Annotated in this window: 13 protein-coding genes; all 13 read left to right on the top strand. The window is 65.3% G+C overall.

Annotated features, from left to right (window positions below; translation table 11 throughout):
- Positions 1-8 precede the first annotated feature (8 nt).
- Positions 9-119 (top strand): ATP-binding protein, encoded by a 111-nt coding sequence (locus tag G4D87_RS22265; protein WP_371928575.1) that lies wholly within the window; start codon positions 9-11, stop codon positions 117-119.
- A gap of 73 nt (positions 120-192) precedes the next feature.
- Positions 193-1,611 carry a sigma-54-dependent transcriptional regulator gene (locus G4D87_RS22260; RefSeq protein ID WP_163784135.1) on the top strand — a complete coding sequence of 473 codons (1,419 nt, stop codon included), beginning with the start codon at positions 193-195 and terminating at the stop codon, positions 1,609-1,611.
- Positions 1,612-1,825: 214 nt separating this feature from the next.
- Positions 1,826-2,908: a type IV pilus assembly protein PilM gene (gene pilM / locus G4D87_RS22255; RefSeq protein ID WP_043712169.1), complete on the top strand. Its 1,083-nt coding sequence runs from the start codon at positions 1,826-1,828 to the stop codon at positions 2,906-2,908.
- 27 nt (positions 2,909-2,935) lie between these two features.
- Entirely contained in the window at positions 2,936-3,613 is a 678-nt protein-coding gene (locus G4D87_RS22250) for a PilN domain-containing protein (RefSeq protein WP_163784133.1), read from the top strand.
- A 14-nt stretch (positions 3,614-3,627) separates the two neighbouring features.
- The gene (locus tag G4D87_RS22245) at positions 3,628-4,254 is read left to right on the top strand and encodes a type IV pilus inner membrane component PilO (RefSeq protein WP_163784130.1); all 627 of its coding nucleotides are present in this window, start codon (positions 3,628-3,630) and stop codon (positions 4,252-4,254) included.
- 43 nt (positions 4,255-4,297) lie between these two features.
- Entirely contained in the window at positions 4,298-4,861 is a 564-nt protein-coding gene (locus tag G4D87_RS22240) for a pilus assembly protein PilP (RefSeq protein WP_205507680.1), read from the top strand.
- A gap of 57 nt (positions 4,862-4,918) precedes the next feature.
- Complete coding sequence (locus tag G4D87_RS22235; RefSeq protein ID WP_163784127.1) at positions 4,919-7,606, top strand: type IV pilus secretin PilQ; 2,688 nt, start codon at positions 4,919-4,921, stop codon at positions 7,604-7,606.
- A 38-nt stretch (positions 7,607-7,644) separates the two neighbouring features.
- Entirely contained in the window at positions 7,645-8,310 is a 666-nt protein-coding gene (locus G4D87_RS22230) for a hypothetical protein (RefSeq protein WP_163784125.1), read from the top strand.
- Between the two features lie 59 nt (positions 8,311-8,369).
- Complete coding sequence (locus tag G4D87_RS22225) at positions 8,370-8,732, top strand: roadblock/LC7 domain-containing protein (RefSeq protein ID WP_140794779.1); 363 nt, start codon at positions 8,370-8,372, stop codon at positions 8,730-8,732.
- A 136-nt stretch (positions 8,733-8,868) separates the two neighbouring features.
- Positions 8,869-9,447 carry an elongation factor P gene (efp, locus tag G4D87_RS22220; protein ID WP_163784123.1) on the top strand — a complete coding sequence of 193 codons (579 nt, stop codon included), beginning with the start codon at positions 8,869-8,871 and terminating at the stop codon, positions 9,445-9,447.
- Positions 9,448-9,490: 43 nt separating this feature from the next.
- Positions 9,491-10,090: an acetyl-CoA carboxylase biotin carboxyl carrier protein gene (gene accB, locus G4D87_RS22215; protein WP_163784121.1), complete on the top strand. Its 600-nt coding sequence runs from the start codon at positions 9,491-9,493 to the stop codon at positions 10,088-10,090.
- Positions 10,091-10,163: 73 nt separating this feature from the next.
- Complete coding sequence (gene accC / locus G4D87_RS22210; protein WP_163784119.1) at positions 10,164-11,549, top strand: acetyl-CoA carboxylase biotin carboxylase subunit; 1,386 nt, start codon at positions 10,164-10,166, stop codon at positions 11,547-11,549.
- A gap of 189 nt (positions 11,550-11,738) precedes the next feature.
- Positions 11,739-12,667, top strand: a 929-nt coding sequence (locus G4D87_RS22205) for a tetratricopeptide repeat protein (RefSeq protein ID WP_163784117.1), incomplete at its 3' end; no start/stop codon positions are given.

Genomic DNA, 12,667 nt, shown 5'->3' with positions numbered 1-12,667 from the left:
GGACAGGACTGGGACTGGCGGTATCGCGGCGGTTGGCCCAGGTCATGGGTGGACGGCTGGAAGCAGAGAACATTCCGGGCGGTGGTGCTCGCTTCACCGTGTCCTTGCCCGCACTCTGAGGAAAAGGCGCGCCTCCTACGGCCGGGAGCTACCCGCTCTCGCGTGGCTGGGGGATGATGTCTGGAGACGGCCATGCCCTTGTTCCGCACCATCCTCGTCGCCGACGACGAGCCCTCCATCCGCCACATCCTGACGCTGGTGCTCACCGACCGCGGCTATGACGTCCGCGCGGTGGCGGACGGCGAGGATGCCCTGCGAGAGTTGGCCGCTCGCGACTACGACGTGCTCGTGTGCGACGTTCGCATGCCGAAGAAGGACGGCCTCACCGTCCTTCGCGAGGCGCTGGCCGCCCACCCGGGTCTGACCACGGTGGTGATGAGCGCCTATGGCTCCCAGGAGCAGGCGCTGGAAGCCGTTGCCGCGGGCGCGTTCGACTACGTCCAGAAGCCCTTCAAGCCCGACGAAATCGTCTTCGTCCTCCGAAAGGCGGAGGAGCGGGAGCGGCTCGTCCGCGAGAACCGGCGGCTGAAGCAGGCCAGTCTGCCCTCGGCGCCCGAGGGGCACATCCTCGGAGAAAGTCCCTCGCTGCACGCGCTCCTTCGGCAGGTGAGCCGACTGGCTCCAGTGGACACCACCGTGCTCATCAGCGGAGAGAGCGGTACGGGCAAGGAGCTCATCGCCCGGGAACTGCACGTGCGCAGCCCTCGGGCTCCCATGTCCTTCGTGGCGGTCAACTGTGGCGCGATACCGGCTGGCCTCATCGAGAGTGAGCTGTTCGGCCACGCGAAGGGCGCCTTCACCGATGCGCGCACCGCCAAGCGAGGGCTCTTCTCCGAAGCGGATGGAGGAACCCTCTTCCTGGATGAAGTGGGCGAGCTGCCGCTGTCCGCTCAGGTGAAGCTGCTGCGCGTCCTCCAGGAGGGCGAAATCCGGCCCGTGGGGGAGAACCGCGTCGAAAAGGTGAACGTGCGGGTGGTGGCCGCCACACTGCGGGACCTCTCCCGACTGGTGTCGAAGGGGGAGTTCCGCGAGGACCTGTACTACCGGCTCAATGTGGTGAACCTCCGTGTCCCGCCGCTGCGAGAGCGGCGCGAGGACGTGCCTCTGTTGGCGCGGGCGTTCATCTCCCGCTTCAACCGCGAACTGAACCGCGATCCTCCCGTGGCGGGCCTGTCCACGGAGGCCGAGTCGCTTCTGGTGTCCTACGCGTGGCCGGGTAACGTGCGCGAGTTGGAGAACGCCATGGAGCGCGCCGTGCTGCTGGCGGACGAACCGCTCATTCTTCCGGCCAACCTGCCTGAACGGCTGTGGGCCGCGCCCCCACCCGGCCCCACGGCGGCTGGGGCAGGCCAGGTGCTACAGGGCGGTGGTGACCTGTCGCTCAAGCGGGCCATCCGCGAGATGGAGGAGGCCTATATCCGGGCCGCCCTGCGAAAAACGAAGGGAAACCGCACGCGGGCGGCGGAGTTGCTGGACATCAGCCACCGGGCACTCCTCTACAAAATCAAGGAGTACGGAGTCGATCCGGACGCCGAGGCGGAGCGGGGTTGAGGCGGAAACCTTGTCCGGTAACTGGACGCACCGGCCGGCATTTGACGGACCGCGCCGGAGGCCGGAAAATCGGGCCTCCGCGACGGTGTTAAGGGGCCCGGCGCTGTGGGTGGTGTGGGGCTCCCGTCCGTCCGGAGGGCAGGCGGGCTCCAGGCACTTTTTAGGAGGGGTTGACGGCCAGTGCTACGCTGGCTGCCTCTCGACGGAGTCACGCATGGCGAAGGGCAAACTGGTACTCGGCCTGGATATCGGATCGACGTCCATCAAGATGATTCTCCTCAAGGAGCAGCGCAAGCGCGGCGAGGTCATCTACGCGCTGCAGAGCTTCGGGATGAAGCCGCTGCCACCGGAGGCCATCGTCGACGGCGCGCTGATGAACTCCACGGCCATTGTCCAGGCCGTGCAGGACCTGATGTCCGAGCTGAAGGTGAAGGGCAAGGACGTGGCCATCGGCGTGTCCGGCCACTCGGTCATCATCAAGAAGATTCAGATGCCTCGCATGTCCCAGGACGAGCTCGAGGAGAGCATCCAGTGGGAGGCGGAGCAGTACATCCCGTTCGATGTGAAGGACGTGAACATCGACACGCAGATCCTCGACGGCGGCGGCAACGACGCCACGGGACAGATGGACGTGCTGTTGGTGGCAGCCAAGAAGGACATGATCAACGACTACACCACGGTGGTCTCCGAAGCCGGCTTGGCCCCGGTGGTGGTGGACGTGGACGCCTTCGCCGTCCAGAACATGTTCTCCGTCAACTACGACGTGCCGGACCGCGAGACGGTGGTGCTCATCAACGCGGGCGCCTCGGTGGTGAACATCAACATCATCTCCAGCGGCGCGACGGTCTTCACTCGCGACGTCACCATCGGTGGCAACCAGTTCACCGAGGAGATTCAGAAGCAGCTGAATGTCTCCTACGAGGAGGCCGAGGCGCTGAAGATTGGTGGCAACGGCGCGGACGCGGACGCCGTGGTGCCTCAGGACGTTGAGCGGGTGCTCTCCAGCGTGGCCGAGCAGGTGGCCGGTGAAATCCAGCGCTCGCTGGACTTCTACGCGGGCACCGCCGCCGACTCGAACTTCAGCAAGGTCTACCTGTCGGGCGGCACGGCGAAGATTCCCGCGCTGTTCAAGACCATTGAAGCGCGCACCGGCGTGCCGGTGGAGATTCTCAACCCCTTCCGCAAGATCGAAGTGGACAACCGGAAGTTTGACCCCGCGTTCATCATGGACGTGGCGCCCATGGCCGCGGTGGCCGTGGGCCTGGCGCTCCGGCGCCCGGGCGACAAGCTGGCCTGACCGGACCACCCACTGGAGACGACGCACATGATGATTCGCATCAACCTGCTGCCCGTCCGGGCGGTGAAGAAGCGCGAGATGGGCCGGCAGGTGCTGGTCCTCTTCGCCGTGGTCCTGGTCGGTGCTGCCGTGGCCAACTACGGCTGGTACGACAACCGGGATACCGAGCTTGCGACGCACCGGCAGGGCGTTGCCACGGCCAAGGCCAAGATCGCCGAGCTGGAGAAGATCATCGGCGAGGTGAAGAACATCAACACCCGCAAGGCCGAGGTGGAGAAGAAGCTGGCCGTGCTGGACTCGCTGCGCAGGGGCCGCAATGGCCCCGTCCGCATGATGGACGCGCTCGCGTCCGCTACGCCGAAGAAGGTGTGGGTGAAGACCTTCGCGGAGGTGAACAACGCGGTGGCCATTGATGGCTCGGCCGTGAGCCACGACGAGGTCGCGGAGTTCATGCGCGGGCTCAACGGTGTCATGTGGACACCGAAGGGAATGGGCCGCCTGGTGGACCGACGACGCGAGAGCAAGACGGCTCGTGTGGAGTTGCTGACCGCGGACGCGACCATCGAAGAGTTCCCGGAAGCGCAGGTCACCCCGTTCTTCAAGAACATCGACCTGAAGAACGCCACGCAGACGAAGGCGACTCAGCCCGGTACCCCTACGCTGGTCGATTTCAAGATCACGCTGAGCTCCAACTACGCAATCTGAGAGAGCCGCCCGCCATGGACAAGTACCTGGATCAATTCGTCAAGGCGCCCCCGGCCATCAAGTTCGGCGGACTGGCCTTCGCCGTGGTTGCGCTCACGGTTGGCAACTTCTTCATGTTCATTCAGCCCACTGAGGACGCCATCAAGTCGCAGATTGCCCAGCGCCGGAAGCTGGACATGGAGCTGGCGGACAAGAGTGAGATCGCTCAGAACCTCAACGAACGTCGGCGCGAGATGGACGTGCTGGAGCAGAAGCTCTCCGAGGCGCTGACCGAGCTTCCTGAGCAGCGCGACATCGAAGAGCTGCTCGCGCAGATCAACGACATTGGCAAGAAGAGCGGCCTGGAGATCTCCAGTGTGACGCCCGACAAAGAGACGGTCGGCGGAGGGGAGTTCTTCGCGCGCATCCCCATCAAGATGACGGTGAGCGGCAACTACCACGAGATTGCCCTCTTCCTTCAGGAGATGGCGAACATGCGCCGCATCGTCAACGTCAACAACATCAAGCTCGATTCGGCCGTGCTCAAGAACGAGAAGGTGGTCCTGCAGAGCAGCTTCCTGGCGACGACGTTCCGGTTCGTCGAGCAGAAGAGCGCCCCCGCAGCGGGAGCGGCCACCAAGAACGCGAAGTCGAAGAAATAGAAACTTGATCCGCTCAAGAAGTAGGGCGACAAGGGGATTGAGGATGAAGACGTTCAAGGCCACCATGACCACCGCGATGCTTGCCATGACGCTTGCTGCGTGCGACGAGGCGCCGAGTCCAGCGCCCAAGGCCGCGAAGCCCAAGGCTGCGGTGGCAGTGCCGGTGAAGTCGGCCCCCGTTGAAGCGGTGGCCCAGCAGGTTCCGACCCACTCCTATACGTACAACCCGGTGGGCAAGCGGGACCCGTTCCGCAGCCCGATCGAGGACCTGGGTCCGGTGAACGCGAATCCAGTCGCTTCTTGTAGCGAACCGCTCTGCGCCTTCGACCTGGACCAGCTGAAGCTGGTGGCGGTCGTCACGGGTGATGCGAGCCCGATGGCCATGGTCGAAGACCCGGCGGGTCGTGGCCACATCGTACGCCGCAATACCCGAATGGGGCGACAGGGCGGGAAGGTGACGCAGATCCTTCGTGATTCCGTGACGGTGACGGAAGTGTTTTCGGGCAACGGCGAAATCATCAAGAATCCGGTGATGCTGCAGCTGAAGCCCGATGTGAAGCAGGACCCCGCCTACAACATGATGACGGGCAAGAACTTCGGGGAATAGCGCCCTCCAAGGCGCTCCCGCGGGCGGTGGCCCGCTTCCAACTTGTTGAGGGGACGCATGCTCGAGGAGAGCGCTGTGACGAGGGGCAAGTGGATGTTGACGGCCGCGTTGGCGGTCGTTCTTGTGGGCGCCAGGGTGCATGGCGCCGAGCTGAATACGCTGCGGGGACTGGATGTCTCGCGCACGGGCTCGGGCGCTCAGGTGGTGGTGACCGGCACCCGGCCACCTACCTTTACGGTGTTCCGCCTGAGTGGGCCGGAGCGGCTGGTGGTGGACCTCTCGTCGGCAGACGCGACGGGGATCAAGGGACACCACGATGGCTCGGGACCGGTCGCCGGTGTCGTGGCGTCGCAGTTCTCGGACGAACGCGCGAGCGTCGGTCGGGTGCTGCTGGCGCTGGACAAGGCGTCCCAGTACGACGTCCGCGCGGATGGCAACCGCGTGGTCATCTCAGTGGATGGCGCCGCGCCCGCGGCGGCCAAGTCCGAAGGGGTGACTGCCGCGGCACCGGCGAAGCCGCGCGAACCCGTTGTTGTCGCTACGGCTCCGTCCGAGGTGAAGCAGGCTGCGCCTGTGACGGCCTCCCAGGCGGCGCTTCCGGAAAACGTGGTGGCCGCCGAGGCGGATGAGCGTGAGGTGTCGAATCCGGCCCAGCGCATCACCGCCATGTCCTTCGCGAACGACACGTTGCGGATTCGCGCGGACGGCGACATCGCTCGCTACGAAGTGCTGGAGCTTGCCGACCCGCCCCGCCTCGCGGTGGACCTGTTCGGCGTGGGCCTGGCGACGCGTGCTCCTCGGGTCAACTCGGGTTCGCTCCGTGAAGTTCGCGTGGGTGCTCACGCGGACAAGGTGCGCCTGGTCCTGGATGTACGCGGGACGATGCCCGCCTACCGCGTGGACCGTGCCAGCCGCGGGCTCGAGGTCGTTCTGGGCGGCGCGGTTGCTCGGAAGGCCGCGTCGGCTCCTGCGGCTGAGGAAGTCGTGACGGCCGTCGCGGAAGTCGAGCCGCTGCGTCCTGCTCCGGTGAAGCCCGAGTCTTCCTCCCTGGTGGAGGTGAAGGACGTGCGCTTCGAAGAGGGCAGCGCGGGTGGTCGCATCGTGCTGAAGTTGTCAGGGGCCACGGCCTGGAAGGTGGACCGGCCGGATCCTCGCAGCGCCGTGCTGACGCTGGAGAATGCGCGCCTTCCGAAGAAGCTGGAGCGTAGCCTCGACACCAGCGCCTTGGAGACGCCGGTGAAGATGATCAGCGCCTTCAGTGTACCGGGCGACGGCGGCAAGGTGCGCTTGGTGGTGGCCGCCGACGGTGCGATTGCGGAGAAGGTGTCCCAGAACGGGGGCACGCTGTCCTGGCGGCTGGATGTGAAGGGCGTGAAGACTGAAGAGGTGGCCGTTGCCCAGCGCACTGCTGGCTTCACCACCGAAGCGCCCGCCTACGCCGCGGAGGGGGCTCCTCAGCAGGCTCGCTACCGTGGGAAGCGCGTGTCCTTCGAGTTCAAGGACATCGATATCCAGAACCTCCTCCGTGTCATCGCGGAAATCTCCAAGAAGAACATTGTTGTGGCGGATGACGTCAGCGGCAAGGTGACCATCCGCTTGCGCAACGTCCCCTGGGACCAGGCGCTGGACCTCGTCCTGCGCACCAAGGCGCTGGGCAAGGAGGAGTTCGGCAACATCATCCGAATCGCTCCCCTGAAGACGCTTGAAGAGGAGGCCCGGCTGCGTCAGGAGCGCAAGAAGTCGCTTCAGCAGCAGGAGGACCTGATGGTCAACCTCATCCCGGTCAACTACGCCGTGGCCGGCGAAATGGCGGCGCGGGTGAAGGATGTCCTGAGCGAACGAGGCTCGGTGACGGTGGACCAGCGGACCAACGTCCTCATCGTCAAGGACGTGCGTTCGAATACGGAGCGAGCCCGTTCACTGGTGCGCAGCCTGGACACTCAGACGCCGCAAGTGCTGATCGAGAGCCGCATCGTCGAAGCCAACACCACCTTCAGCCGTTCGTTGGGCGTGCAATGGGGTGGGCAGGCTCGCGCTGGTCAGGCTACTGGTAACTCCACGGGTCTCATCTTCCCGAACAACCTGGCCGTGACGGGTGGCGTGGCTGGTGCCGCACCTGGTCTTCCAAATAATCCAAACTTCGCAGTGAACTTGCCCGTGGGTACCGGGCAGGGCGTCGGCGGTGCGATGGGTTTCACGTTTGGCTCGGCGGGCGGTGCGTTGCAGCTCAACCTGCGTCTGTCTGCGGCGGAGAACGAGGGTACGGTGAAGACCATCTCCGCGCCCAAGGTCACGACGCTGGATAACAACACGGCCCGCATCAGCCAGGGTGTTTCCATTCCCTTCAGCCAGACGTCGGCGCAGGGCGTGAACACCACCTTCGTGGAAGCGCGTCTGTCCTTGGAAGTGACGCCGCACATCACCCAGGACGGAAGCGTCCTGATGTCCATCAACGCGTCCAACAACCAACCTGACCCGTCTAGCACGGGTGCCAACGGTCAGCCTTCCATTCAGCGCAAGGAGGCCAACACTCAGGTGCTGGTGAAGGATGGAGACACGACGGTCATCGGTGGCATCTACGTGCGCCGCGGCGCCACGCAGGTCAATGCGGTGCCTTTCTTGTCGCGGATTCCGGTACTGGGGCTGCTCTTCAAGAACAACACGGAGTCTGATACCCGGCAGGAACTGCTCATCTTCATCACGCCCCGTATTCTCAACCGGCAGACCATCGCGCAGACCCTGTAGGGTTTCCTTCGCGTCCTCTTGCAGGAGAGCGTTCGCTTATGAAGAACTTCTATCTCGCGGTGCCGTTGGTGCTGGCCGTGTCAGGATGTGTCGACAGTCCGCCTGACATCCAGCTCTTCAACGCGTTCATTCCGGATGCGGCCTGTGCGATCAATCAGTCTGGGCTCGCCAGTAGTGGCGGGTCACTGGATCTCACGACGTCAGGCCGTTACCTGGCTGCGTTCCAGGTCCAGAGCAGCCTATCGACTCAGGAGGTCGTCGTTGGTGATGCTCCCGTCACAGGCGGTGGCGACGAGGCTTCCATTTACGTCACCAGCGTCGAGCTGAACTACGAAACGCAAGGCACGGGGCCGACGCTCACGAGCGACGTCTACCCGTACTACTTCAACCTGCCTGCGAACACGACGCAGAGCAGCAGCGCGGTGCTGGATTTGCTGGGTGCCAACGCGAGTGAGGACCTCGCAGCCTATTACAGCGGTGGCGGTACCGCCGCAGTAAGCGTTGTCGTTCGAGTGAAACTGAGTGGCAAGACCATCAACGGCAAGTCGACCGAGTCGAACGAGGTCACGTACCCCATCACGTTCTACTATTCGGGCTTTACCTGTCCGGAGGGGACGCAGCTTGAGGCGAACGGGCCCTGCGGCCTCCCGGGTGGACAGGACCGCTTCGCGCCGTCCTGCACCGAACCGGAAGAAGAAGAGTAGTCCCAAGCCCGCCGGGGCCCTTGACCGGGCCCCGGCCGTCTTTCTAAGAGCCTCTACCCATGTCCTTCCGCACGCACCTCGAGTCGGTGGTCAACCAGGTCGATGGAGCCCTCGCGTGCAGCGTGATGGGCTTCGACGGCATCTCCGTCGACACCTTCCAGAAGGACGAGAGCGCCGAGCTGGACCTCAACGGCGCCTGGGTGGAGTACGCCAACCTCCTCACGCAGCTGCGCAACGCCGCGGAGACCCTCAAGACGGGCACCGTGAGCGAGGTCAGCGTCAACAGTGAGAAGGTGCTGACCGTGATGCGGCTGGTGTCACCGGACTACTTCCTGGTGCTCGCCCTTCACGCGGACGGCAACTTCGGCAAGGGCCGCTACGTGCTGCGCGTCACCGCACCCAAGGTGCGCGCCGAGCTCTAGTCGGACGCCCCGGCCAGCAGTCATCCAGGCGACGCTTCCGCCGCTGCTTTCCCCTTCCCATGGAAGGGGCGCATGGGCTAGACACCCCAGACTTTTCAAGCTTTCGCTGCTGCGAGTCTGTAAGGAGTCGGTCCCCATGGCCGGTGTCATCGATACGTCCGAGTTCCGCAAGGGTCTGAAGATTGAAATCGACGGTGAGCCGTTTGAAATCGTCGATTTCCAGCACGTCAAGCCCGGCAAGGGTTCCGCGTTCGTGCGCACCACGATTCGCAGCCTCCTGACGGCCCGCGTGCTCCAGCCCACGCTGAAGTCCGGTGAGAAGGTGGGCAAGCCCGACATCGAGGAGAAGGACATGCAGTACCTCTATGTCCAGGGCGAGGAGTTCTACTTCATGGACACCCGCAACTACGAGCAGACCTTCCTCGGTGAGAAGGTGCTCGGAGAGGCGAAGAACTTCCTGAAGGAGAACATCAACGTCAGCGTCCTCTTCTACAATGGCAAGGCCATTGGTGTGACGCTGCCGAACTCCGTGGACCTCAAGGTCACCCAGTGTGACCCGGGCATCCGCGGCGACACTGTCTCCGGCGCGCTGAAGCCCGCCGTCCTGGAGACCGGCTACTCCGTCAACGTCCCGCTCTTCATCGAAGAGGGCGACGTGCTGAAGATTGATACGCGTGACGGCAAGTACCTGACGCGCGTGGCCACCAGGGGTTAGTTCGCAGCTCGGCAGCGACGCCGGAGGGAAGGGGACGCGAGTTATGGCAACGAAGCGCAAGTCGACCCGGGCCCAGGCGCCCGCGCGGACGGTAGCCGCCTCCAGCGGCACGGCCGACACGGGTGGCACGTCCCTGGACGTGGATGCCCTGCGGCAGATCGTGGAGATTCTCGAGTCCTCGGACGTCACGAGGCTGGTCTGGAAGCGCGGCGAGGAGAAGCTCTTCATCCGCCGCGGCCAGGGGCCCGAGACGACCATCGTCCACCACGCCGCGCCGTCTCCCGTCGCCGCGAGCGCCGGGGGGGAGTACACCGCCCCGGCCGCTCCTCGCATTGCCGCTCCGACGCCGGCCGCTGCTCCCGCGGCGCCGGCTCCGGCCGCGGAGAAGCCGGTGGAGAAGCCTGGCCACCAGGTGACCAGCCCCTTCGTGGGGACGTTCTACCGGACCCCGGCGCCGGACCAGCCTCCCTTCGTCGACGTGGGCTCCCTGGTGAAGAAGGGCCAGGTGCTCTGCATCATCGAAGCGATGAAGCTGATGAACGAGATTGAGTCCGAGGTGTCCGGCCGGGTGGCGGAAATCCTCGTGGAGAACGGCCGGCCGGTGGAGTTCGGCCAGGCGCTGTTCCGCATCGAAGTGGCCTGACGAAGAGGCTGGCGCGCCGCCCGTGTCCCACGGGCGAGCCGCTCCTCATAACGGCCCTGACGGAGACACCCACGTGTTCAAGAAGGTGCTGATCGCCAACCGCGGGGAGATTGCCCTGCGGGTCATCCGCGCCTGCCGGGAGTTGGGCATCGCCACGGTCGCGGTGCACTCCACGGCGGACGCCAACGCGCTCCATGTCCGTTTCGCGGACGAGGCGGTGTGCATCGGCCCGCCGGCGTCCAAGGAGAGCTACCTCAACGTCCCGCAGCTGCTGTCCGCCGCCGAAATCACCCGCGCGGACGCCATCCACCCGGGCTACGGCTTCCTGTCGGAGAACGCCGAGTTCGCGGAGGTCTGCGAGAACTGCAAGATCCGCTTCATTGGCCCCCGGCCGGAGATGCTCCGGATGATGGGCAACAAGGTGCGCGCCCGTCAGGCCGCGCGCGAGGCCGGACTGCCCCTGCTGCCCGGCAGCCCCGGCACCGTGAAGGACCCGCGTGAGGCGGAGGCCTTCGCCCGCGAGATTGGCTTCCCCGTCATCCTCAAGGCGGCCGCCGGTGGCGGCGGCAAGGGGATGAAGATCGTCCGCGAGCCGGGCGCGCTGGCGCAGGCCTTCTCCACCGCCCAGGCGGAGGCCGTGGCGTCGTTCTCCAACGGCGACCTCTACATCGAGCGCTACGTGGAGAAGCCGCGCCACATCGAAATCCAGATTGTGGCGGACGAGCACGGCAACATCATCCACCTCAACGAGCGTGAGTGCTCGGTGCAGCGCCGGCACCAGAAGCTCATTGAAGAGAGCCCGTCCCCGGCGCTCACGCCGGAGCTGCGCAAGCGCATGGGCGAGGTGTCCGTGAACGCCATGCGCAAGCTCGCGTACAACAACGTGGGCACCATCGAGTACCTGCTCGACGAGCGCGGCGAGTTCTACTTCATGGAGATGAACACGCGCATCCAGGTGGAGCACCCGGTGACGGAGCTCGTCACTGGCGTGGACCTGGTGAGCGAGCAGATCCGCCTGGCCTATGGGGAACCCCTGCGCTTCAAGCAGGAGGACATCCAGATTCGCGGCCACGCCATCGAGTGCCGGGTCAACGCCGAGGACCCGATTACCTTCGCCCCCTGGCCCGGGAAGATTACGGGCTACAGCGTGCCGGGCGGCTACGGGGTTCGCGTGGACTCGGGCGCCTACGAGAACTACACGGTGCTGCCGTACTACGACAGCTTGCTGTCGAAGCTCATCGTCCACGCGGAGGACCGGGCCACGGCCATCCGCCGCATGCAGCGCGCCCTGGGCGAATACGTCGTCGAAGGCATCCGCACCAACATCCCGTTCCACCGGGCCGCACTCGCGGAAGAGTCCTTCCAGGAGGGCAATTACGACACCCGGTTCGTGGAGCGTCTGCTCGCGAGCGAGACGGGCTCCCGGCGGCTGAAGAAGGCCGTCGAGGAGACGCCGTAGCACCCATACACCTGGTGTGGATCCCCGCTTGTCGGGCCGCCACGCGAGCAGGTGATCCGGCCCCGGGGGGAGCCGGGCCGTTTCTTGACCCGCGTCGGAGCTTTCCGTTAGCCTCCGACACTCCCCCTTGCTGAGGATGGAAACCCGCGAAGTTCAAGGGGTTTCGGCCTGCTGGAAGCCCACCGCTCGATGGACAAGAACAAGATCATCGAAGCCGCCGCGAAGCTCGTCGCGAAGGGCGCCTACGACAAAGCCATCAAGGAGTACCAGAAGGTCCTGGAGGTCGACCCGAAGGACATCCGGGTCCTCCAGAAGATGGGGGAGCTGTACCAGAAGAAGAACGACAACCCGCAGGCCGCCCACTTCTTCACCAAGGTCGCGGAGAGCTACTCGTCGGACGGCTTCTTCCTCAAGGCCGTCGCGCTCTACAAGCAGGTCCTCAAGCTCAACCCGAACCTGCTGGAGGTGAACCTCAAGCTGGCGGAGCTCCACCAGCAGCTCGGGCTGATGTCCGAGGCGATGGCGTACTTCCAGATTGTCGCCAACCACTACGACAAGGCGGGCGACACGAAGTCGTCGCTCGATACCTTGAAGAAGATGGTGGATCTCGACCCGGAGAACGTGGCGTCGAAGATCAAGCTGGCGGAGCTGTACGCGCGGGAGAACATGGCGCGCGAGGCGGCCCAGGAGTTCAAGCGCGCCGCCGAGTACCTCAAGCGCAACAGCCGCGCGGACGACTGGCTCCGCGTGGCCGAGCGGCTGTCCGCGCTGGAGCCGGACAACCTTCCGCTGTCGAAGGAGCTGGCCACGTCGTACCTGCAGCGCGGCGACCAGAAGCGCGCGCTGGCGAAGCTGCAGGTGTGCTTCAAGGCCGATGGCCGCGACGTGGAGACGCTCACGCTGCTGGCGCAGGCGTTCCAGGGCCTGGGCCAGACGTCGAAGACCATCTCCGTCTACAAGGAGCTGGCCAAGATTCACCAGGAGCGCGGCCGCGTCACCGAGGCCGAGGCGGTCTGGACGCAGATTGAAGTGCTGGACCCCGAGGACCCGGACCTGGTCGCGCGCCGCGCGCCCGAGCCCGCCCCAGCGGCGCCCCAGCCCGCGGCGGCGCCTCAGCC

The sequence above is a fragment of the Myxococcus vastator genome, assembly GCF_010894475.1.
GTDB lineage: Bacteria > Myxococcota > Myxococcia > Myxococcales > Myxococcaceae > Myxococcus > Myxococcus vastator.
This window is presented reverse-complemented; position numbering and strand designations above follow the sequence as displayed.